Origin of the sequence: Commensalibacter communis (assembly GCF_947179105.1) — a bacterium.
Lineage (GTDB): Bacteria > Pseudomonadota > Alphaproteobacteria > Acetobacterales > Acetobacteraceae > Commensalibacter > Commensalibacter communis.
In genome coordinates, this window is record NZ_CAMXCK010000002.1 from 195,992 (window position 1) to 219,209 (window position 23,218).

Here is a 23,218-nt window from a genome sequence, read left to right on the forward strand (position 1 = left end):
TATCTTTTTCAATCTTACATAAAAACAATATAAGGTATTATCTTCATGCACAACTCACTATCTGTTAAAATCTTACTTTGCCATCATAAACAATCACCTTATGTCAAAAATGAGTGCCTCATTCCTATTCATGTAGGTAAAGAAATTAGTAAAACAACTCTGGATTATTGTATCGGAGATAATACGGGGGACAATATTTCTGCCAAAAATAAATCTTGGTGTGAATTAACAGCCTTATATTGGGCATGGAAGAATTTAGATGCTGATTATTATGGATTAATGCACTATCGTCGATATTTGCATTTCATAAAAGATGATAATAATTTTTATATCATTAATGAAATTACAGAAGACGAAATTGAGAGACGTGGATGGGATGTTGAGAATATAATCAATTTTTGTTCCAATTACGATATTATAACTGCTCCAGTGTGGAATATTCATCCTGTCGGTGCAAATCATCATTTAATGACGTCTTATGAATTTTATGCAAAAGAGCACTATAGCAAAGACCTTGACATTGTTATGGAAATCGTAAGAGATAAATATCCAAACTTTTACTTTGCTCTATTAGAAAGTTTAACTTCTAAACAATGCTTTTTTGGCAATATTGCGATCATGAAAAAAGAATACTTTCATGAATATTGTAATTTTATGTTCGATGTATTATTTGAGGCAGAAAAAAGAATCGATATTTCATCATATAATACGTATCAATATAGAATATGGGGTTTTATTGCAGAAAGGTTAACAAATTGTTATGTTACCTATGCTCGAAATAAATACCCAAGATTAAAGCTAACTACTCTTGGAATCACCTTTGGTGTATTTGATAAACCTACCTATGATACAAAGGCTATATTAAAGCATAAGCATAAACAGCCTAAAATCCTCATTGACGAACCTATTAATATTTGTATGTCTTTTGATGATAATTATAGTGCTCATGGTGATACTGTTATTACTTCAATGATTCATAATGCACACCCCTTACAAGCTATCCATATCTATATTTTACATGATGAGAAATTATCTCAACATAACCGAAAAAAGATCCAAAATTCTGAAAATAAAAATGTTCGTATTCATTATATTAGAATTAACAAAAGACTATTAAATAGCCTTCCAATGAATAGAGATTACATATCTTTGAATACTTACTACAGACTAGTTATTCAAAATACTTTGCCAGAAGAAGTAAAAAAGATTATTTATCTCGATTCAGATATTGTCGTATATAGTAATATTGCTGAATTATGGCAAGAACCTTTAGAAGGTATGTGTGTTGGAGGTGTTCTTGACGAGGGAGGTATTTTACAATCAAGACGTTTATCTTTAGATGATAATAATTATTTTAATGCAGGTATTATGATTTTTGACATTGAGAGAATCAGACAGGAATTTCGTGATGTTTTCATAACTTATTTTGAAAACTATTACAAAAATAAAGATATTATTACCTTGCAGGATCAAGATATTTTAAACTTAACTTTTAAAAATAAAACTAAAATTATCCCATTACGTTGGAATATTAATAGTAGAATGTTAGGATATAATGAGCTTGAGTATAAATATTCCATAAAAGATGCTGAAGATGCTTTACAGAACATAGGTATTATCCATTATACAGACCAAAGAAAGCCCTGGAGATACACTTGTAATCATCCGTTCAGATCTTTATACTGGAAGTACCGCCTTAAAGGAAATTATAAAAAACTTTCGACTCAAGAAAAACTCATTCTTTCCGTATCTAAAACATCCATTGCGGTATACCAGCACGACGTTACCTTTCAATTTGGGAAAAAAACATTCAATATAAGTAAGGAAAGAATTGGAAGGTTGTTACAATTTATGAAAATCAAATACTAAGAAGAATCAAACAAATGATTTTTTAAATTGATAACTGTCAATGCATTTACGATAATAAACAGAGGCTCGAATTACTAACATTGATTCTCTTTTAACTTGCATTTACAATCTCAAAGGACAGAGTAAAACAATAGTTGCATTATCCATAGATGAAGAAACCTATATAATTATTGGTGGAGGAGATGAAAAAAGATATTCTGTCGTTGGAAGAAAAATCTATAATTTAACCAATCAAGATAATCTTGGAAAAGAAGGCTTAATTAATATCGTGACAGGCAGTCAATTAGGCCATTTTGAAGCGAAATATTATTTGGCCAAAAAATAGCTATAATTCGCTATTAAATTTTCAATTCTGACATACTCATATCCGCACGTCGCCACCAGCATTGCTCTGGTGGGCGGGTATTTGGAATAAACTCCAGCGGATTTCCTGTAAAACGCACAGTATTCGTTGGTGTTTCCATAATCTCAATTTGTTCACAATATAAGCCTGACTGTTCAACGGTCAAAAAACAATTAAGTTTACTCATCAACAAACACGCCAATAATTCAGTCGTTGGATCACCGGGCGTAATGAGTAATCTTGAAAGACGTTGTGGTTCATGTTGTTTAAACCACTCAACCAACGGATCATTTTCAGCGAGTTGAAAGGCATGATCGACCGAACCGTCAATAAAACGATGCCATGTTGTTTTCGCTTGTTGAAAAGGAACGACAACATTTTGTTTTCCATCTAAAGGCTTGATCTCCACTGGCTTTAAATAAACTCGCACCTCTTCGTTATGCCCATGAGGCGTCGCACAAATCTCGCTTGATCCATGAATCAAACGATGGGCCATTGCAAAACGGCGTGTGAAAACGAACTCTAACACTTACTTATCCTTTTGCTGCACGAAATTTTCCCATCCAGAGCGACGTAATTCACATGCTGGGCATTCACCACATCCATACCCCCATTCATGAGCGTGAGAGCGATCTCCTAAATAACAGCTATGGGTATCTTTATTAATGAGCTCTATCAGTGGCTGACCACCTAATTGTTCAGCCATACGCCATTCTTCTGCTTTATCAACCCACATCAAAGGCGTGTGCAAAACAAAACGATTGCTCATTCCAAGATTAATGGCAACTTGTAATGCCTTGATTGTGTCATCTCGACAATCTGGATAACCAGAATAATCCGTTTCACACATCCCACCAATAATATGACGTAAATGACGACGATCCGCAATAATGGCTGCATAGGTTAAAAAGAGTAAATTACGACCTGGGACAAAGGTTGAAGGTAACCCTTGTTTATCCCATTCGATTGCAGTTTCACGCGTTAAAGCGGTTTCAGAAATGGCTCCAAAATCAGATAGATTTAATACATGATCTTCACCCAAACGATCAGACCATAAAGGATTAATATCCTTAATTTTCTGACGAATTCCATGACGACATTGCATTTCCACATCATGGCGTTGTCCATAATGAAACCCTAATGTTTCAACCTTTTGAAACCTCTGTAACGCCCATGCCAAACAAGTGGTAGAATCTTGCCCACCAGAAAATAAAACCAAAGCACTTTCGGAAAAAGAAACAGTGTGATCGTCGGTCATCATGGAATTCCTATAAGTTTATGCGTTTGTAGCGAAAGATGCCATACAGGATTATTTTGACAAAATTCAATCGCTTTTTGCAAATGCTCCTTTTTATTGTGGTCGTCTTTGGGCTGTAAACGAAAGGTCGTAAAAGCAAACTTGATAAAATCTTGAGGGTCTAATCCTTCCTGAGGATAGATTAATTTCAATTCATCGCCATGTGTTTGCATTAACTCTGCCCCTGCTTTTGGGCTGACACAAATCCAATCAACCCCTTTTGGCACTGGTAACGTACCATTGGTTTCAACTGCTATGTAAAAATCTTTTTGTTTTAAAGCCTGAATAAGTTGTTCATCCAATTGTAACAAAGGTTCTCCGCCAGTAAACACGACAAACCGTTGCTTCTGGTCACGCTGTCCCCAGCATTGCTCTATGGCATTAGCAAGCATTTGTGCATCAACAAAACGCCCTCCACCCTCGCCATCCATGCCAACGAAATCAGTATCACAAAATTGACAAACGGCACTGGCTCTGTCTGCTTCTTGTCCTGACCATAAATTACACCCTGTGAAACGACAAAAAACGGCGGTGCGCCCAATTTGTCCGCCCTCACCTTGAAGGGTTAAAAAAATTTCTTTTATTGCATAACTCATGGGATAGGGTTTCCAAGAAAACAAACAAAATTACAAGTCTTATTTTATAAGATAGGTATTATATATCGTCTTTCATAAGGATTTAGAATGTTTTTTAAATATTCTATAGCTTACTCTTAGAATATTTACCATTAAGCAGAAAATACCATCATCTTGATATAATCCTATTTAACGAAAACAAGTTATTGATTGATTGTCTTGTCAACCGTTTAAAGAGCGGTCTATTGTTACAAGGTTGATCATATTATTTATAAATTTTATTAGCTTATAATGTTAAGCAGTTCACATACCAGTCGTTTCTGTTTTAAAGAATGTTGTTTCATAAATATTAAAGGAGTCTCAAAATGAATAATTTTTCCGCTGAATTCATTGATAAGTTATCAAAAATGATTAATTTGAAAATTCCTCAAGAAGCATTTAAAGGCGTGCAACATAATTTGCAGTTTTTAGAAGATTATAGCAAAATTATTCAAGAATGTGATTTGAATCAGCCTAAAACAGAGGAACCAAATATATGAGCTTAATAAAAGAAATTTCAACGAATATTCGTTCTGGTCACTATTCTGCTCACGATATAGTCACACATTATTTAAATCTTATTAAACAAACGAATTCTTCTATTAAAAGCGTCACTCGTATTTTAGAGGAACGCGCCTTAAAAGCTGCTCATCATATTGATATTTTAATTGCTAATGGTAAAGATCCTGGTCCATTAGCAGGGGTTCCCTTTGGCGTCAAAGACTTATTTGATCTTGAAGGAGAAATTACGACTTCAGGCTCGCAAGTATTTAATCATGAAAAACCCGCATCTAAAGATGCTGCTGTTATCCAGCGTCTATGTGAAGCAGGGGCTATTCCTATTGCAACATTGAATATGGATGAATTTGCTTATGGGTTTATCACAGATAATTCTTACTATGGAATTACGCGAAACCCTCATGATACTTCAAGATTTGCAGGTGGGTCTTCGGGAGGATCAGCTGCTTCTGTAGCGGCTGGAATTTTACCTTTTTCCTTAGGTTCTGATACCAATGGATCTATACGTATTCCTGCCGCTTTATGCGGAGTATGGGGCATTAGGCCTACTTATCATTCGATGCCAATGCAAGGCGTTTATCCATTATCAGAAAGTTGTGATACTGTTGGTCCATTCTGCCAAAATATCACAGACTTAAAGATTATTTGTGATGTAATGGCTGGAACATTTAACTCTTCTGTTAATGCTTTATCATCAAATTTAAAAGTTGCACAGTTGGGTGGATGGTTTGAAAGAGATGTAAACCCTGAGATTTTAAAAGTCATACAAGATATTATGGTTTTATTTCAATCCGACAAAAAAATTGAATTACAATATGTTGAGCAAGCACGCATCGCTTCATATCTAATGACGGCTTCTGAAGGAGGCGCTTTACATTTGCCAATATTAAGAAAATATCCTTTAAAATATGACCCAGACACTAGAGATCGTTTAATAGCAGGTGCTATGTTACCAGCGTCCTCTTACCTACAAGCAAAAAAAATAGAACAATGGTTTAAAATATATATAAATACACTTTTTAAAGAATATGATTTACTGATTGCACCGACTACAGGAGATATCGCACCCAAGATTGATGATCCTGTCGTTACAGTCAAAGGAAAATCTGTTTCTGCATACACAAATATTGGAATATACACACAATCCCTAAGCCTTACTGGATGCCCAATTTTATCTGTTCCAATTGCTAGGGACGGAAATTTGCCTTTTGGTTTACAAATTATGGCAAAACCATTTCAAGAGCATTTATTATTTGAAGTGGGTACTATGCTAGAACAAAAAGGAATAGCAAAAGCTTCTATTCTTCATCAAAAACAACTAAATAATAAATAAGAATGGTAAATCCTTTCAATCATATTGCGAGTTTTTTATAAGAATTTAGAATGTTTTGTTAAATATTCTATGGCTTGCTCTTGGGATATTTCCCCTTGGGCAAGAGATACCATCATCTTCGCAGCTCATACCCATGATTCATCAAAAACAAATCTATTGCCATCAGACTATTTATGTAATTGCCACCAATTCCAACATCTTGAGTCCAAGTGGCAATATTATCCCAAGTTCCATCCATTGAGCCATTATTTGACCAAAAAGCAACCTTATCATTGGGTCTTACACAATAATAATCATTATCTTCAACAGTTTAGGTAACCAACTTCTGGACAACCCAATTGTTCTTGCTTCTTTTGTACGCTCTAATAGATTTCTAACATCTATATGATGCATTATTTACGTCTTCAAAATCATTTGCTCGTAACGATCCTTTTTCTGTTTCAATTCACATACATTAGAACACATCAATCTTAATGTTCGGTATTCACTCTTGACAACGATAATCATAAACCAATTCAATGACCTTGCTATTAAATTGGCTGGCTGGGGTTACTGTTAAGCGTTGCCAAGGAATAAATTCTAAAAACCATATTTTCCAAAAGCCTAATCCATATTCAGGATTTTTATGTAACAACTTTCTAAAACTTTCAACTTCCCCCAATTCAAGATTTGTGGCTTCTTTGATAACCTCATATACAAATCGAGAGCAAAATTGACGACCAGACCGTAAATTAAACCCTGTGTCATATAATATCCCCATTCTCTTTTTTGCAGCGTGCATAATGTTTATTTTTTGCGTGTTACTTAAGGGCTGTTTTAATCGTGCAATCACAAAAGAGCCTTTTTGGGATCGGGCTATGAATTTAGATAAGGGAATAATCCTTGAAAATGGAATTGTACTTTCTGCTACCCAATATTCGTTATGTTTAAAGCCAATAATAATCCCTACATGATTTGTCCATGATAAGGTGGCTTTTGCTACTCTATTAAATATAAAATTATCAATACGAATAAAGACAACATCTCCTATCCGTAATGATGTTTGATCAAAATCCTGTATAGTAGCTTGAGAATTTTTCATAAAAATAGGCCTATATGTTAACTATAAGCCTAAACTTTATCATAGAATCAGTTTTTGAATATCTTTTGTTTACTAGATGCAAACAAGCTGATTAATCACCAAAATCCATTCTAAAGAGTTTATTTTTAACAGAAACACCTGGTTGCAAATCATATAAATCAACCATGGTTGTGCGCCCTTGAGCATCTAAAACACGCCAAGCTTTTAACATCATCGGATTTTGATTAAAAATTAATGTTAAGCTGCCATCCGATGGCGAGGCTGTACGCACAACGGTAATTTGGAACAAGCCATTATTATTCGGTGGCGTGAAATTCGTCATCGTTACATCGCCAGAAAAGCTGAGTTGCGGTTTTAACAACAACCCTAATGGACTTTGATCCAAAGGTATAGTCGTTGTCTGCCCAACTTCGCTATCGTGGAAAACCATTTTGCCATCATTCGCGACTAACAGAAGCTGGCTGGGCTTATTATATTCAAACCGAATACGACCTGGCTTTTTTATCCATACCGTTCCTGTACTACGCTGACCGTCTGGAGCAATTTGTTGGAACTTTGCTTCAAGCGTGGTTAATTGATTAATCCATGTTTGCGCTTGATTGGACAAAGCTTGGTCTTGAGCTGAAAGCTGCATACCACCACCATTATTAGGTGAAGTTGATACAACAACTTGTGCAGCTGCTTGATTACTAGAACCTGTTATTCCAAGGCAAGCCATTCCTAATATCCCAATACAGCCAGTAATAAGACGTATAGACTTCATAAACAGGTTCCTTTCCCTCTATAATAATTTCTTATATAGAGGTTTTTTTAATTAAAGGCTAGCCTCTACAATACGACGAGCCACTTCAGGGGATATATTACCTTTTTCCCCAAGGGCTGTTAATTGATGACGATTTAATTGTTCAACGACTTTATCAACCGCACTGCTATCCACATCATAATCTTTCAAATAGGTTTGAATGCCTAGGCTTTCAAAGAATGCACGGGTTTTCGCAATCGCTTCATCAATGATTTTTTCTTCATCATTGCCCTGCAATTCCCAAACTCTACGACCATATTGAACCAATTTGCCGTGCTTATCTTTGCGCATTTCGTTCATCAAAGAGGGTAACAAAATCGATAATGTTCGACCGTGATCGATACCATATAAAATCGTCAATTCATGGCCGATCATGTGAGTCGCCCAATCTTGAGGAACGCCAGCACCAATCAGACCATTTAATGCCATCGTTGCTGCCCAAATGAAATTTGCACGTGCTTCATAATCTTCTGGATTATTAAGGGTTCTTGGCCCCTCTTCAATCAAAGTCAATAATAATCCTTCGGCAAAACGATCAGGCACTGCTGCATGAATAGGATAGGTTAAATATTGTTCCATAATATGAACAAACGCATCAGCAACGCCATTTGCAACTTGATTTTTAGGTAAGCTGTATGTTTTGGTTGGATCTAAAATAGAAAATAAAGGATATAAAAGATCATTATGAATAGGCAATTTATCATTCGTAGATTTGCGTGAAATAACGCCACCACAATTCATTTCTGATCCTGTTGCTGGCAATGTAGGAACAAATCCAAAAGGCACTACACTGGTAATATTACTGCCTCCATTGGTTACAATTTCCCAAGCATCTCCTTTGTAATGCACTGCCCCAGCAATAAATTTGGTTGCATCCATCACAGATCCACCACCAACACCAAGAAGAAAATCAAAATTTTCCTGACGAATTTTCTCAACAGCTTTCATTGAGGTTTCAAATGTTGGGTTGGGTTCTATTCCTTCAAACACCGCAAATTGACGGTTTCCTAATGCTGCTTCAACTTCGGATAACGTTCTGTTTTTTCGAACGCTGCCACCACCGATAATAATTAAAACTTTGGCTGTTGCAGGGATTAAATCATCTAATTTTTTAATAGTTTCTTGACCAAAAACAATCCGCGTAGGATTACAAAATTCAAAATTTTGAAGTGCCATAATATACCTTCACTAACAATAAAATTAATTTATTAATAAAGAATATATCAAATCATTAACCATTAAATAGATGAAAAATTATCATATCTACTATGAAAATATATAATTAAAAGGAATTAATTATGATTAACAATAGGTTATATGGAAATTTAATAAGGCATAAGAAAGAAAATCACCCTTTCTTATGCACTTTATATATTACAACAACTAGCTATGTGTCGTATTTGTTGAATTGATAGCAGGTTTTACGACTGAAGGCGTAGAAATCACTTTAGCACCACCAGAACGTTGAATTTGGAAGATTTGTAAATCACGCTTTACATGACCGTCAGCTTGTAAAACAAACAATCCATCCACGCCATCAAAACCATCTGCACGCATTAAGTTTTGCGATGTATACCCACCAATTTTGCTCAAAGAATTGGTCAAAGCAGCAGTATCATACGTTAGATCAGCCAATGGCTTTGGTGCAACGCCGTATTTAGCCCTGTATTGCTGTGCAAATGTTGCTCTTTTTTGAGGATCAGGAGATGCATACCATGCACCTTGCAGCTTGCCTAATTTAGACGCAAACGCCCCCCATAATCCAGGGCCCATTATCCTGACTTTGGTAGAGGAAACTTGGGTTTCATCCAAAGCATCAATGACAGATTGTAATTGTAACCCAGTATCCGCTAGCAATAACGCATCAAATGGAGGATTTCCAAGCGCTAAATTTTTAGCATCGTTTTTAGGTGTTGAAGAAGTTGTTTCTGTTGGTGCTAGCTCATCCAACAAATTACCATCGTTACTATCACCTGTTGAGGATGGTTTTACAGCAGCAGGTGACGTTGGATTCATTTTAGCATCTTGAACCCGTGCATCAAAATTAGATAATGTTTTTAATTGTTGGGTAATGTCTTCTTTAGACGCTGTATGATAAACGATAACAGGCTGCGATAATCCTAGATCAGCACAGGCTTTGATCAATGCATTACCCATTGCTTTGCCCATAGGATTTTCAGGCAACAAAGCTGCAAATTTTGTTTTGCCTTCATTCTTTGCTGCACGAACCATCGTTAATACTTGTTGTTCTGGAGTTACACCAAACGCCCAAACATTAGGACCTGCAACTGAAACATCACTGGTATACGCAACGACTGGGACATTGCTGGCTGTGGTAACAGATGCTACTTCGGTTGTGTTCGTGGCTGTTAACGGTCCTAAAATAATTCCATCACCCGCAGCAACAGCTTTACGTGCTGCCTCAGCAGCTCCCCCTGCTTGCTCTGTATCAAAAACATCCAGTTTAGGTGCAGAAGGATCGCTAAGCGCCAATTTGGCTGCTTGCATCATATTATTCCCCAAAGCACCATTACGACCGCTGAGCGGTAATAATAATCCAACTTGCTTTTTAGGATTATTATTTGCAGAAATTACAGGATTTGAACTGCCATTCCCATCAGAAGAACAAGCTGCTATTATTAAAACCGGAACACAAACACTCGCTTTTAATAATTTAGTCACTATACTTGCTTGCCTAGAAATCCCTTTTTTCTGTAAAGGATTTATGTTCTTACTCAATATTTGTGCTCCTTTATATAACCGAACTTTTATACTTTTTAAGATTGCTTTTATTATGAAACAAGAAAAATCTATGCTATCAGATACTTCCTTACCTTTAACAGATCAACAAAATTCTAAAGAATCAGTCAAAGGGTCTGGCGAATTCATTCTTATTTCTACCCCTATTGGCAATCTTAGCGACTTCAGTCTCAGAGCTAAACAAACGTTAGAAGAGGCTGATATTTTACTTTGTGAAGATACTCGCGTTACTGCGAAGCTCCTTACAGCATATGGGATATCTATTCGTATGGAAAGTGTTCATGAACATAATGAGGTACAACGAACAACACAAATTATTTCAATGTTGCAACAAGGCAAAGCAATCGCCCTTGTTTCAGATGCTGGCACGCCTTTATTATCCGATCCTGGCTATCGTTTAACCAAAGCGATTATTGAAGCAAATATTCCATTAACCGCTATTCCAGGTGCTAACGCAGCATTGACGGCATTAACGCTTTCTGGTCTTCCACCCCATCCTTATATGTTTGTGGGGTTCCCACCACCTAAATCACAAGCCAGACAAAATGGATTTACCACTTTAAAAGCCGCAGAACGGGCCGGCCTAAAAGCAACCCTCATATGGCATGAAGCCCCCCATCGTTTAGTCGACATGTTGAAGGACTTAGCCCTTATTTTTGGTAATGATCGTTCTGCCGCCGTCGCTCGGGAACTGACCAAGAAATTTGAAGAAGTGCAACGCAATACACTGCAAGGATTAATAGAACATTTCACCAATACACCTCCTCGGGGTGAAATCACCGTTTTGCTGGGGCCTCCACCCGATCAAGATGAAATTACCGAAGATGATTTAGATCAACAACTACAAACGGCTTTACAAACCCTGTCTGTCAAAGATGCAGCCTCATTGGTTGCTACCGCCATTCATTTGCCAAAGAAAATCGTTTACCAACGTGCGTTGGAATTAAGTAAAAACAAATAAAATAATTCATATTCTTGCTCATCCAATTGAATATATCACGGAGAATCATCATGAACACTTACAAAGACCTTGTTCACAAGGTCATTCAAGAAAATCTTGAAACATTAATGGCCGTTAACCCCGAACAAATACAACAACTTATTACAGAAATCCAACAAGCTAAAACCATTCAACTCTATGGTATGGGCAGAATGCAATTATCCGTTCGTGGTTTTGCAATGCGATTAAAACATATGGGATTTGACAGTTATGTTGTTTACGATACGACAACTCCTTATATTGGCAAAGGTGATCTTTTAATTGTGCATTGCGCAGTTACTAATGTCGAGCTAAACGTTATTCAACTGGCTAAAAAAGCAGGTGCGCGTATCGTTCTGTTAACCGCACATCCAGAAAATGAACATGGACAATATGCTGATTTATGTGTTCGTGTGCCAGGACAGATTTTTGGAACTGAGACAGAAATTCATTCCATTCAACCGATGTCGACTTTACTGGAACAGTCTTTATTTTTATTTACAGATATTGTTACCATGATGCTGATGAAGCAATGCAACGTCTCGCTTGAGAAAATGAAAAACCAACATACAAACTTAGAGGGTCTTTCAAGAGATTTTGCATAGAGTATAATAAATTAAGGGTAATGATATTACCCTTAATTTATTATAAAGCAGTAACAAAAGCAACAAACCCAAACACAATTCCTGGTGCATTGGCTACTGCAACGGGCCAATCTTTGACCTTGGCCCCATACCATACCCAAATTGTGCAATTCACCATTGCAGCAGCAGGCTGCCAAGGTTGCGCAACATGTCCATGTAAATTATCCCAAATCTGTGGAATATAAAAAAAATACATACAACAAGCCGTAAATGTTCCGATCCATCCAATCAGATGAATATATTTTGAAAGCTCTTTATTTTGCATTTTTTACCTTAACTTCAATAGGTTAGTCTAAGAAATTACAAGATATAAATTTTAAATATCATTTATAGTAAAAGTTATTTTATTTGATAAGATAACTTAAGATGTTAAAGATAGTTAATAGTTCCGATATTTTATATATCATGACATGATATGAACCGCTCATTCTATTTTATATATTAGGGAGAAATTTCATGAAACTTCAAAATAAGGTCATTTTAGTCACAGGTGCTGCACAAGGTATTGGACGCAGTATTGCTTTGCGCCTAGCCAAAGAAGGTGCCAATGTAGGACTTGTAGATCTTAAAAAAGAACAATTAGAAAATGTCGCCCAAGAAATCGAACAACTGGGACGTAAAGCTGCAGTCTGCGTCACCGATATCAGCGATCGCAATGCTGTTTTTGCTGCCGTTGCACATACTGAAAAAACACTTGGTGGTTTTGATGTAATGATTAATAACGCTGGAATTGCTGCTGTTAAACCATTGGCAGATGTCACGCCTGAAGATATCGATCGCATCTTTAAAATTAATGTGAATGGTGTTTTATGGGGAATTCAAGCGGCTTCTGAAAAAATTTAAAGAGCGCAAGCAAAAAGGAAAAATTATTAATGCTTCCTCTATTGCTGGGCATGATGGAATGGCGATCCTTGGAATTTATTCAGCAACTAAATTTGCAGTTCGTGCAATAACACAAACAGCAGCAAAAGAATATGCTTCGGCCGGTATAACCGTCAACTCCTATTGCCCTGGGATTGTTGGAACAGATATGTGGGTCGAAATCGATAATCGTTTCTCTGAAATTACAGGTGCACCAAAAGGTGAAACTTATCAAAAAATGATTGATTCAATCGCCCTTGGGCGTGCGCAAACACCTGATGATGTAGCTGCTTTGGTTTCATTTTTATGTAGCGATGATTCAGACTATATTACTGGTCAATCTATTATTACAGACGGTGGTATTGTTTACCGCTAATCAATTATAACTCAGCTAAGATAAAACATAAATCTTGGTGATAATCGATTTCAGTAGGCTGGTTTACAGAATAAATCTTGTTCAGTTTACTAGCCAACTTTTTATGCTACAAACAAAACGAATTGCTCCAAAATATAAAGACTTCTACTAACCCTTACAATTTTAATTTATTGAAGTTCTAATGCAAAAAAAAACAATTTTATTTTACGGCGACAGTAATACCCACGGCACAAAACCCATGTCTAGTTTTGATAAAAGTGATCGTTTTACTTCAGGAGAACGCTGGACAGGCATATTACAAAATAGCTTAAAACAATATCATATCATTGAAGAAGGATTACCAGGGCGTACAACCGTTCATGATGATCCTATCGAAGGAAAACACAAGAATGGCTTAACATATTTACGCCCGTGTTTAGAAAGCCATACACCAATTGATATTTTTGTTCTAATGCTGGGAACGAATGATCTTAAAACACGCTTTTCAGTCACTGCTGCTGATATTTCTTATTCCATTAACCAATTAATTTCAGAGATTAAAACGTACCATCTGAAATCAAATCAAAATTGCCCTAAAATTATTTTACTATGCCCTCCACCTATCAAAGAAAGTAGAGGCGATTTAAGCAATATTTTTGCAGGTGGTGAAGAAAAGTCAAAATTGCTTAACCATTATTATCAAAAGATCGCTCAAAAGCATCATTTGACCTACCTAGATGTTGGTTCGGTCGTCGCGGTCAGCGAAATTGATGGCATTTATTATGATTTGGATGAACAGGTCCAGTTAGCCCATTCTATTCACAATTTAATCGAGAATTTATAATTAAATCCCGCCATAGATACACCATACTCTCCGCTTATTTTAATTAAACAATACATCACCAAGGAGAGCAAGAATGATGATTAAATCAATGGTTAAAGTGGGTTGTTTTTCAACTTTATTACTGTTTTCTATTCCTGCACTTGCAGTGAATCATTATGATTTTAAAACCTGCAAAGAAAAAGCTGCAGATATTCAAGAAAAAATATCTTATGCCAAGCAATCCAGTAATCAGAACAAAATAGACAAGTTTGAACATAAGCTGACCAGAATAAATAACAAATGCACGAACTCCTATCTTCAAGAAAAATACCAAGAAGACGTTGATGATGAACAAGAAGATGTCTTTGAAGCCATTGATGAATTGAAACAAGCTCAACAAAATGGTGACACTCAGAAAATTGCTAAAAAACAAGCAAAATTGGAAAAGAAACAAGCTGAGTTTAAGGCTGCACAAGCAGCTCTAGAGGCTTTCAGGAATAAAATGAAAGCCAACCAATAATTCCTATTTATTTAATTTTTAATCATGGTGGAAACTAACAAGCGAATTCTATTTTCAACATCTTGAGATGTTCCACCTAATCTATGATCTAGCCCCAATACAACAATACCATGCACGGCTTCATACATAGTTCTGGCCAACATAATATTTTTCTTTTGATCGGTCATGTCTTTAGAAAATAACGTGGTGATTTTTAAAATCAATTGACTACGTACTTGTAAATATTCAGAGGGTAATTCACTTTGAGAAAAGCGTAATACAAAAAGCGCTTCCCATTGATTAAAATAATCCTTTGCATAAGTAAAATAAGCCAATGCTAAAGCAGTTAATCGATCAACAACTTGCTCTTCTTTTTCAGCTTGAGCTTTTTCAAACATATATTGACCCATTTCAGTTAATGTGCGCGTATTGACCGCAAGAATAACATCATCTAGCCCTGTAAATAAATATCCCAATGACCCCAATGCGCAACCCGCCCTTTTCGTAACGGCGCGTACTGTACACTTACGCAAACCCTCGGTAACAATAATTGTGTAGGCAATATCAATAATCTTTTTGCGCAACTCGTCTGGATCTTTACCTTTACGGCCCATTTGCTTTCCTCCTTTTCATTTATATCTTTATGTACTCTAACATTAAAAATTAAAAGATATAAATATTTTTGAACCATGTTCAAATAATTCTTGTGTTTTATCTCGAATCGTGTTTAATGAACAATGTTCAATATATAAATAAGGATTCGAAAATGTCAAAACAATCAAATACAACAACCAGCAGCTGGGTATTATTCACATGGGTCAGTTTCACCGTCTCCATCGTCGCCATGGCTTTCGCAGTAATTTACATGCCTATGGATAATTGGCTCAGAGCTTACCTTGGCCTTGCTAGTTTATTTTTGGTTCAATCCTCTATTTCTTTATCAAAAACTCTACGTGACCAAGCCCAATATCAATCAGAACCAACTGAATAAATAGAAATAAGGCAACCAATCATGCCAAAAACATCCAATACCTCTCAACGTTCTTTATGGTTTTTATGTTTGGCACAATCTTGTGGTGTGTTGAACGAAAACATGATTAAAAATGCAATGCTCGTTATGGCTTTATTCGTTATGAACTACCAAAACACAGGGATTGCAGCGATTGCTGGTGGATTATTTATTCTGCCCTATGCTTGTTTTTCAGCTACCGCTGGACAGATTGCAGATAAATTTTCAAAACAACGCGTTATGATTGCTGTAAAAATTATCCAAATCATTTTAGTCCCTGTATCATTCATAGGATTTATAAATCAGCATGTTCCAATATTACTTGGTTGCTTGTTTTTACTTGGAACGGCAGAGGCATTCTATTGTCCATTAAAATATAGTGTTATCCCTGAGATTGTTGTGAAAAAGAAAATCCTTTTTGGTAACAGCCTCATTGAAACCTCTACGTTTATTGCTGTATTGATTGGCATGTTACTTGGTGGCTCCCTTATTCTTTTTCCTGGAGGACTATATTGGGTTTGTGGGACTGCCTTTATTCTCTCAATTCTAAGTTTAATTTCTGTCTTTAAAATTAAAAAAATTGAACCTGCTGATAAAGACATAAAACTAAACCTCAATATCATCCAAGAAACCTACAGAACCATTGTACTTTCTCACAAAAATCGTAGTATCTGGTTATGTATTCTAGGTATCTCTTGGTTTTGGACAATTGGCTCTGTTGTGGGTGCGGGTATCTTCGATATATCCTCTCAAATTATCCTACATAATGGTCATTATCTAACCAATTTATTCATTGCTTGCTTTTCTTTGGGGGTTGCGGGTGGATCTATTTTATGTTCTCGATTACTAAAAGGAACGATATCTGCTCGCTTTATTCCAATCGCAGCACTTGGGATTTCATTCTTTTGTTTAGATTTTGGATTTGCACTTTTTTCAATCCATAGAATGGATTCTTTATCTAGCTTGGTTACCTCTTTTACAGGATATCGCCTTCTTATTGATTTAACCTTAATGGCAATTTGTTGTGGGATTTTTTCCGTTCCGCTTTATGCAATTATTCAAGAAAAATCTCCAAAAACCAGCAAAGCCAGAATTATTGCAGGAAACAACATCGTCAATGCAATCATGATGGTTATTGGTTCCTTTATCTGGGCCAGAGCTAATGCTTATGGTTTATCGTCTTCATCTCTTTTTATTTCACTTTCTATTATTAACTTATTTGTGGCAGTTTACATTATGCGATTTTTTTCCTCAAAAATTCTTCAGTTCATTTTTAAATTATATTTTCAAGTCTTTCATAAAGTTACCGTTGAAGGAATGGAAAACTTTGCAAAAGCTGGTGATAAAGTCGTGATTATATCCAATCATACCTCTTTTGCAGATGCCAGCTTATTATCTTGTTGCCTCCCAGAACAGCCAGCTTTTGCAATCTATACCAAAACAGCACAAAAATGGTGGGCTCGTCCATTTCTTGCGTTCGTCAAAACATTCCAAGTAGACATACAATCACCTTATGCCATCAAAGATATGGTTCATGCCGTGCGTGATGGAAAACAAAAATTAGTCATTTTTCCTGAAGGACGCCTGACAAAAACAGGAAATTTGATGAAAATTTACGAAGGTGCTGGCATTGTTGCTTATAACGCCAATGCAAAGATATTGCCAATTTACATAAATGGATTACAATTTGGATATTTTGGACGCATGAAAGGAAAATTACCATTATCTTTATTTCCCCGAATATCGATTACTATTAAACCCCCGATTAACATCAATGACTATCTTGACCCAACAATGTCTCATCAAGAAAATAGATATCAAATTACAAAAACAATAGAACGAATTATGATCAACACTTCCTTTGCTGCGAAAAGCACTGAAAAAACCATTTTTCAAGCATTAATCGATGCAAAAGATATCTATGGCAAAAAAACTGAAATTATTGAGGATATTAAAAGAGAGCCTTTTACTTACGAACGTATATGTCTAGGTGCCGTTTTATTTGGCAGAAAAATTGAGAAACAAACAGAGGAAAGCGAGTGCGTTGGTTTATTATTACCTACATCTTGTGGGGCGATTATTTCCTTCATGGCGGTCTCTGCGATTGCGCGTGTTCCACACCCAATCAATGTATCCACAGGGACTGAAAATATTTTAAATATTTGTCAAACAACAAAGATTAGAACGATTATTTCAAGCCATCTTTTTATCGAAAAAGCCAACCTAGGCGATTTAGAGGCCAAACTTAAACACGATATCCAAATTATTTATTTAGAAGATATTATCCAAAGCTTTACATTAACTGACAAGGTCAAAGCACAAGTAGATTTGCTTCGTCCAGAGCGTCTTCCTGGTATGAATGTTTCTCACCAATCTCCTGCAGTCATTTTATCAACCTCTGGATCAGAAGGACACCCAAAAGCAGTTGTTTTAAGCCATCATAATATCCTAACTAACTGTCAACAGGTTGCCTCTGTTATTGACTTCAGCTGCGCAGATCACGTTTTTAATGCAATGCCTATTTTTCATTCTCTTGGATTGACTGGTGCAACATTACTTCCTTTATTTTTTGGCGTCAGAACTTTTCATTATCCTAATCCTTTACATTATAAAACGATCCCATCCGTAATTTATGATACAGATGCAACGATTTGTTTTGGGACAGATACTTTTTTGAATGGTTGGGCCAAACATGCACATCCTTACGATTTTTATGCCATGCGATATATCATTACTGGTGGAGAAAAAGTTAAAGACGAAACACATCAATTATATGCTGAAAAATTTGGTGTTCGTATTTTTGAAGGATATGGTGCTACGGAAAGTTCGCCTGTTATTGCATTAAATACCCCTATAAACCATCGTAAAGGAACGGTTGGTCAATTTTTACCAGGCATCGCCCATCGACTTGTTCCTGTCTCGGGGATTCATACAGGTGGAAAATTGTTAGTCAAAGGTCAAAATATTATGATAGGCTATATGACACATACTAATCCTGGTGTCATTCAACCTATGCAAGATGAATGGTATGACACTGGGGATATTGTAGATATTGATACAGATGGATTTGTGACAATTACTGGTCGGGTGAAACGCTTTGCAAAAATTGGTGGAGAAATGATTTCTATGACGACGGTAGAACTTATTGCCAGTAAAATATGGCCAGAAGCCACAAATGCTGTGATCAATTTAACAGACGATAAAAAAGGCGAACAATTATTGTTAATTACAACACAACAAGATGCTGCCCTTGAGCTGTTATTATCCTATAGTAAAGAACATGATATTGCAAAAATCATGATTCCTAAAAATTTGAAAATTGTCAAAGAAATCCCTCTATTTGCAACAGGCAAAATTAATTACCCAGAATTACAAAAGCGATTACAATTATAAAAAAATGGAGCATTTTATACAATGAGTAAGAAGAAAATTGTCGTTTTAGGAGGCGGAATTGCCGGGATTGAATTCCTGGTCAGAATCAATAAAAAAATTGATCATTCCCGATATGAATTATGTTTAATTGACAAAAATGAGTTTCATACATGGAAACCTATGTTACATACGTTTGCTGCGGGCAGCGCCTCTTTGCAGGAGCAGGGAATGTCGTTTCTGATCCAAGCCAAACGACATAATTTTACCTTTCAACCTGGTGAAGTATCATCAATCGATACAGAGGCGAAAGAAATTACTCTGGCACCATATATTGATCAGTATGGTGATGAAATTTTACCAAAACGATGCGTCTCTTACGATTATCTTGTCATTGCATTAGGCAGTAAAGCCAATGATTTTAATACTAAAGGTGTTAATGAACACGCTTATACGATTGATGACGTTGGTTATGCGCTTGAATTCCATCATGATTTAAAAAAATACATTATGCAATCGACCATTTTGCATACAAAACATCATGTTGTTATTGTTGGGGCTGGGGCAACGGGTATTGAACTTGCTGGTGAAATTGCTGAAATGCTACAACAAGCTTCACAATATACAGACCATGATTTTAATAAGCATATTGATTTAACGGTTATCCAATCTGGGGACAGAGTTTTACCAGGCTTCCAAAAAAATATCAGTAAATCTGTTCAAAAAACAATGGATGATATTGGGGTAAAAACGTTACTTTCAACGCGTGTAACAGAAGTCACAAAAGATCATGTTGTTTTAGATTCTGGGGACACCTTACCCGCAGATCAAGTTGTATGGACAACAGGGATCAAAGCAATAGATGTGGAAGGTGATATTGCAAATACAGAGCGTTCCAAGAACGCACAATTCGTGACAGATGAACAATTTCGCTTATTAAATCACGACGATATTTTTGTGATTGGTGATTGTTCTTCCAGACAAAAGAATCCATTGGCTCCGACAGCACAAGTGGCACGCCAACAAGCTATTTACTTAAGTGCTAATTTTGTAAAATTAATTAACAAAGATTCTAATATTCCAGCATTTGTTTATAAAGATTATGGATCTTTAATCAGCGTTGGTCGTTATGGATCTTTTGGAACCTTTGGACACAGCACCCATGTCAAAGGGATGCTGGCCTATTTAGCGCATACATTTTTATACCGCAGTCATCAAATTAATATATTAGGCCCCTTCAAAGGAATAAGTGCAATCTTTGCAGATATTCTTCGTTCGATATCAAGATAAATACGAATAGATATAGAGTGGTTGATAAAAACTGCTCTATATTTCATTCTGAGAATGTTTTATAAATTTCTTAAAATACGCATTTATAATAATTTTTATTAGATATAATTTATTCTAAAATAATATTAGTAAAAAAAACGTTATTTTTAATCTAAGAAAATTCAAGATACTCTTCTGTAAAGTATGCACTATTTTAAATAACGTATATGTTGTTTTAATGGGGCTGCTGATATTAAAAATCAAAGTGAAGAGTTATTTAATGCCTCAAAATATTTCTCCTATTGAACTCGAAAAGCGATGTGCAATAATCGAAGCATGCCTTGAAATGAACCGCCTTGGGATTAATCAGGGCACTTCTGGAAATATCAGTGTCCGCCACGAAGATTATTTATTAATTACCCCCACCAGTGTTCCCTATAAGCAGTTAAAGCCTGAAAGCATTGTCCGTATGGAAACGGATGGTTCTGTCAAAGGATCTTTGAAACCATCCAGCGAATGGCGTTTTCATTTAGATATTCTAAACGCACGTCCCGAGGTTAATGCAGTTGTTCATGCTCATCCAACTTATTCAACTATTATCTCAATTATGGGACTGAATATTCCAGCCATTCATTATATGATCGCCGTTGCGGGAGGGGACAATATTCGCTGTGCACCTTACGAAACTTTTGGTACAGAAGCCTTGTCTCATCAGGCGTTAAAAGCTTTAGAAGGGCGCAAGGCCTGTTTATTAGAACATCATGGCATCATCGCTGTCGGAGCCAATTTATCCAAAGCTTTGTGGTTGGCGGTAGAAGTAGAAACACTTGCAAAGCAATTTCATGGGGCTCTGCAATTAGGCAAGCCCAGAGTTTTATCGCACGATCAAATCGATGCTATTGTTGAAAAAATCAGCAATTATGGTCATGCGGATTAGTCAAATAGTAATATAATGAAAGGAATATCACGATGCCATGCTTTGATGTCAGCTCTATTGGACTATGTGATGTTGATATATTGGGTCGCCCCATTAAAGCCATTCCCCCCGAAGGCAAGCTAGAACTTATTGACCAAATCCGCATGACCGTTGCTGGCACTGCGGGGGCAACAGCGATGGATTGCGGTATTCTAGGCGTGTCTGTGCAGGGTGTATTTACGGTTGGTAAAGATGATATGGGGGATTATATTCGCTCTAAACTCACAGGGTTTGGGGTTGATTGTTCCCTCATCAAACAAACAGACAAAGCACAAACTTCCGCATCAATTTTACCTATACCTGAGAGTGGTGGCAGACCTGCTTTACATGTTATGGGGGCATCCGCTATTTTTAATGTTGATGAATCTGAATATGACAAAGTTTTGGATGCTCGCATTATTCATGTTGGGGGCACAGGTCTATTAAAGTCATTTGATGGGCAACCAACCGTCAATCTATTAAAAAAAGCCAAGGAACTAGGTCGCACGACGACTTATGATCTTATCGGAGCCAGCGCAAAAACATTTGCGTTGGTCGAACCTTGCTTGCCTTATATTGACTATTTTATTCCCAGCATTGAAGAAGCTGGCGAAATGTCTCATTTAACTGATCCAAAAGAAATCGCCCTGTTTTATAAAAAACTTGGTGCCAAAAATATCGTATTAACCATGGGCGGGGACGGTGTTTATGTATCCCCACAATCAGGAGAAGACTTTACGCTTCCTGCTTACGATATCCAAGTGGTTGATACGACAGGATGTGGGGATAGCTTTAGTGCAGGCATGATTGTAGGGTTGATTAAAGGATGGGATTTACCTCAATCTGCTCGTTTTGCTTCTGCGGTTGCCGCAAAGGTTGCGATGGGACTTGGATCGGATGGAAAATTAGTATCTTTTGATGATACGATACATGCAATGAATACATTACCCACCAAATAAATATAGATTAAGTATATAAATTCAGTATTATAAAGGAAGAGTATATTATACAAAATATATTCTTCTTTTTTTGTTACCTCATCTATCCTAGGTATTGTTGAACATGCTGATAAATTACTTTAATCTTGCCAAAAATTATTGTGGGATTACTGCCTTAATAGGAATGCTGTTTCTTTTGCAAACACAAACAGCCCATGGACAATCAAGCCCAACTAAAACAGTCGAACAAGTTTATTCCTTTTATCAACCTCAACAAGATAACAAATCAAATGATATTGGGCTGGATCGAACAGATTCAAAAAGTGAACAATTCTTTTCACCTGATTTTTTCAAAGTCATCAAAGAAGATAATAAATTGACCTCTGAACAAGGCGATGGCAGCATTATGGATTATGATTTTATCTGTAACTGCCAAGATCCAATGGATGGTCTAATTGTTAGAAATATCGGAATTCTTCAGGAAACTGAACATACCGCAAGAGTAAAAGTTTCATTTGATTTTGTTATAAACGGTAGTGACACTTTTCAAAAAGATGATGTTTTTACAACCGATCGCCCTGGTCAACAACATACTTATTTTAATTTAATTAACTTAGACAATCACTGGTTCATTGATGATGTTACTGATGAAAAAAATGTTGGTATCAAAAAGACATGGAAAGAAGAACTACGTAAATATTATCATAGTTCAATTCAATAATATTAAAATGGCATACCATCACTAATATAACAACAAGCAGAAACCTTAAAAATTCTTTTCTTTTATAAGGTCTCATTGCACTGATGGATATGGAATTGTCGGTTTACTATTATTCTATCAATGCCAAATAAAACAGCCTGCTAAAAATAGATCCGTAGGCACTTAACTGCCTTAAGCA

24 protein-coding genes are annotated in these 23,218 nt (G+C 36.2%); 15 read left to right on the plus strand and 9 right to left on the minus strand.

Annotation, left to right across the window (positions count from 1 at the left end; all coding sequences use genetic code 11):
- Positions 1 to 45: 45 nt before the first annotated feature.
- Positions 46 to 1,869, plus strand: a complete 1,824-nt coding sequence (locus tag PQG52_RS05565) for a DUF4422 domain-containing protein (protein WP_271828380.1) — start codon at positions 46 to 48, stop codon at positions 1,867 to 1,869.
- 338 nt (positions 1,870 to 2,207) lie between these two features.
- On the opposite strand, the gene PQG52_RS05570 is transcribed toward PQG52_RS05565, so the two are convergent.
- Genes PQG52_RS05570 through queE form a run of 3 tightly spaced genes read right to left on the minus strand, consistent with a single transcriptional unit; the run spans position 2,208 to position 4,105 of the window.
- The gene (locus PQG52_RS05570) at positions 2,208 to 2,741 is read right to left on the minus strand and encodes a 6-pyruvoyl trahydropterin synthase family protein (protein WP_271828381.1); all 534 of its coding nucleotides are present in this window, start codon (positions 2,739 to 2,741) and stop codon (positions 2,208 to 2,210) included.
- Positions 2,742 to 3,470: a 7-cyano-7-deazaguanine synthase QueC gene (gene queC / locus PQG52_RS05575; protein WP_271828620.1), complete on the minus strand. Its 729-nt coding sequence runs from the start codon at positions 3,468 to 3,470 to the stop codon at positions 2,742 to 2,744.
- On the minus strand, positions 3,470 to 4,105 hold the full coding sequence (queE, locus tag PQG52_RS05580; protein ID WP_271828382.1) for a 7-carboxy-7-deazaguanine synthase: 636 nt from the start codon (positions 4,103 to 4,105) through the stop codon (positions 3,470 to 3,472). The genes queC and queE overlap by 1 nt, the downstream gene beginning before the upstream one ends.
- A 344-nt stretch (positions 4,106 to 4,449) precedes the next feature.
- Between queE and PQG52_RS05585 the strand changes: the two genes are divergently transcribed.
- Entirely contained in the window at positions 4,450 to 4,623 is a 174-nt protein-coding gene (locus PQG52_RS05585; protein WP_271828384.1) for a DUF4089 domain-containing protein, read from the plus strand.
- Positions 4,620 to 5,975, plus strand: a complete 1,356-nt coding sequence (locus tag PQG52_RS05590; RefSeq protein ID WP_271828385.1) for an AtzE family amidohydrolase — start codon at positions 4,620 to 4,622, stop codon at positions 5,973 to 5,975. Before PQG52_RS05585 ends, PQG52_RS05590 begins: the two co-directional genes overlap by 4 nt.
- A gap of 484 nt (positions 5,976 to 6,459) precedes the next feature.
- Here PQG52_RS05590 and PQG52_RS05595 read toward each other — a convergent pair whose 3' ends face one another.
- From PQG52_RS05595 to PQG52_RS05610, 4 genes are all read right to left on the minus strand, one after another.
- A complete protein-coding gene (locus tag PQG52_RS05595) occupies positions 6,460 to 7,056 on the minus strand; it encodes a YebB family permuted papain-like enzyme (protein ID WP_271828386.1) in 597 nt (198 codons plus the stop codon).
- 91 nt (positions 7,057 to 7,147) lie between these two features.
- Entirely contained in the window at positions 7,148 to 7,819 is a 672-nt protein-coding gene (locus PQG52_RS05600) for a LolA family protein (RefSeq protein ID WP_271828388.1), read from the minus strand.
- A gap of 51 nt (positions 7,820 to 7,870) precedes the next feature.
- Positions 7,871 to 9,034, minus strand: a complete 1,164-nt coding sequence (locus PQG52_RS05605) for an iron-containing alcohol dehydrogenase (RefSeq protein ID WP_271828390.1) — start codon at positions 9,032 to 9,034, stop codon at positions 7,871 to 7,873.
- 207 nt (positions 9,035 to 9,241) lie between these two features.
- Positions 9,242 to 10,597, minus strand: coding sequence for a penicillin-binding protein activator (locus tag PQG52_RS05610; RefSeq protein ID WP_271828392.1), 1,356 nt, complete (start codon positions 10,595 to 10,597; stop codon positions 9,242 to 9,244).
- Between the two features lie 55 nt (positions 10,598 to 10,652).
- Between PQG52_RS05610 and rsmI the strand changes: the two genes are divergently transcribed.
- Both rsmI and PQG52_RS05620 read left to right on the plus strand, forming a co-directional pair.
- Positions 10,653 to 11,579 (plus strand): 16S rRNA (cytidine(1402)-2'-O)-methyltransferase, encoded by a 927-nt coding sequence (rsmI, locus tag PQG52_RS05615; protein WP_271828393.1) that lies wholly within the window; start codon positions 10,653 to 10,655, stop codon positions 11,577 to 11,579.
- 50 nt (positions 11,580 to 11,629) lie between these two features.
- A complete protein-coding gene (locus tag PQG52_RS05620; RefSeq protein ID WP_271828394.1) occupies positions 11,630 to 12,202 on the plus strand; it encodes an SIS domain-containing protein in 573 nt (190 codons plus the stop codon).
- A 40-nt stretch (positions 12,203 to 12,242) separates the two neighbouring features.
- Here the strand turns inward: PQG52_RS05620 and PQG52_RS05625 are convergent, their stop codons facing one another.
- Entirely contained in the window at positions 12,243 to 12,506 is a 264-nt protein-coding gene (locus PQG52_RS05625; protein WP_271789740.1) for a hypothetical protein, read from the minus strand.
- 191 nt (positions 12,507 to 12,697) lie between these two features.
- On the opposite strand from PQG52_RS05625, the gene PQG52_RS11460 reads away from it, so the two are divergent.
- The 4 genes from PQG52_RS11460 (at position 12,698) to PQG52_RS05640 (ending at position 14,800) form a co-directional block, all read left to right on the plus strand.
- The gene (locus PQG52_RS11460) at positions 12,698 to 13,084 is read left to right on the plus strand and encodes an SDR family NAD(P)-dependent oxidoreductase (protein ID WP_408869538.1); all 387 of its coding nucleotides are present in this window, start codon (positions 12,698 to 12,700) and stop codon (positions 13,082 to 13,084) included.
- Positions 13,041 to 13,478 (plus strand): SDR family oxidoreductase, encoded by a 438-nt coding sequence (locus PQG52_RS11465; protein WP_408869539.1) that lies wholly within the window; start codon positions 13,041 to 13,043, stop codon positions 13,476 to 13,478. The genes PQG52_RS11460 and PQG52_RS11465 overlap by 44 nt, the downstream gene beginning before the upstream one ends.
- Positions 13,479 to 13,659: 181 nt before the next feature.
- Positions 13,660 to 14,301 (plus strand): SGNH/GDSL hydrolase family protein, encoded by a 642-nt coding sequence (locus PQG52_RS05635; RefSeq protein ID WP_271828395.1) that lies wholly within the window; start codon positions 13,660 to 13,662, stop codon positions 14,299 to 14,301.
- 73 nt (positions 14,302 to 14,374) lie between these two features.
- On the plus strand, positions 14,375 to 14,800 hold the full coding sequence (locus tag PQG52_RS05640) for a DUF1090 domain-containing protein (protein ID WP_271828396.1): 426 nt from the start codon (positions 14,375 to 14,377) through the stop codon (positions 14,798 to 14,800).
- Between the two features lie 11 nt (positions 14,801 to 14,811).
- On the opposite strand, the gene PQG52_RS05645 is transcribed toward PQG52_RS05640, so the two are convergent.
- Positions 14,812 to 15,393: a TetR/AcrR family transcriptional regulator gene (locus PQG52_RS05645; RefSeq protein ID WP_271828397.1), complete on the minus strand. Its 582-nt coding sequence runs from the start codon at positions 15,391 to 15,393 to the stop codon at positions 14,812 to 14,814.
- A 152-nt stretch (positions 15,394 to 15,545) separates the two neighbouring features.
- Between PQG52_RS05645 and PQG52_RS05650 the strand changes: the two genes are divergently transcribed.
- The 6 genes from PQG52_RS05650 to PQG52_RS05675 all read left to right on the plus strand — a co-directional run bounded on the left by PQG52_RS05650 (position 15,546) and on the right by PQG52_RS05675 (position 23,040).
- A complete protein-coding gene (locus PQG52_RS05650; protein ID WP_271828399.1) occupies positions 15,546 to 15,770 on the plus strand; it encodes a YiaA/YiaB family inner membrane protein in 225 nt (74 codons plus the stop codon).
- Positions 15,771 to 15,791: 21 nt separating this feature from the next.
- On the plus strand, positions 15,792 to 19,181 hold the full coding sequence (locus PQG52_RS05655) for an MFS transporter (RefSeq protein ID WP_271828400.1): 3,390 nt from the start codon (positions 15,792 to 15,794) through the stop codon (positions 19,179 to 19,181).
- A 21-nt stretch (positions 19,182 to 19,202) separates the two neighbouring features.
- Complete coding sequence (locus tag PQG52_RS05660) at positions 19,203 to 20,447, plus strand: NAD(P)/FAD-dependent oxidoreductase (protein ID WP_271828402.1); 1,245 nt, start codon at positions 19,203 to 19,205, stop codon at positions 20,445 to 20,447.
- Between the two features lie 259 nt (positions 20,448 to 20,706).
- The gene (locus tag PQG52_RS05665; RefSeq protein ID WP_271828403.1) at positions 20,707 to 21,363 is read left to right on the plus strand and encodes a class II aldolase/adducin family protein; all 657 of its coding nucleotides are present in this window, start codon (positions 20,707 to 20,709) and stop codon (positions 21,361 to 21,363) included.
- A gap of 32 nt (positions 21,364 to 21,395) precedes the next feature.
- Complete coding sequence (locus PQG52_RS05670; protein ID WP_271828405.1) at positions 21,396 to 22,340, plus strand: carbohydrate kinase family protein; 945 nt, start codon at positions 21,396 to 21,398, stop codon at positions 22,338 to 22,340.
- A 103-nt stretch (positions 22,341 to 22,443) separates the two neighbouring features.
- Complete coding sequence (locus PQG52_RS05675) at positions 22,444 to 23,040, plus strand: DUF3828 domain-containing protein (protein WP_271828406.1); 597 nt, start codon at positions 22,444 to 22,446, stop codon at positions 23,038 to 23,040.
- Positions 23,041 to 23,218 lie beyond the last annotated feature (178 nt).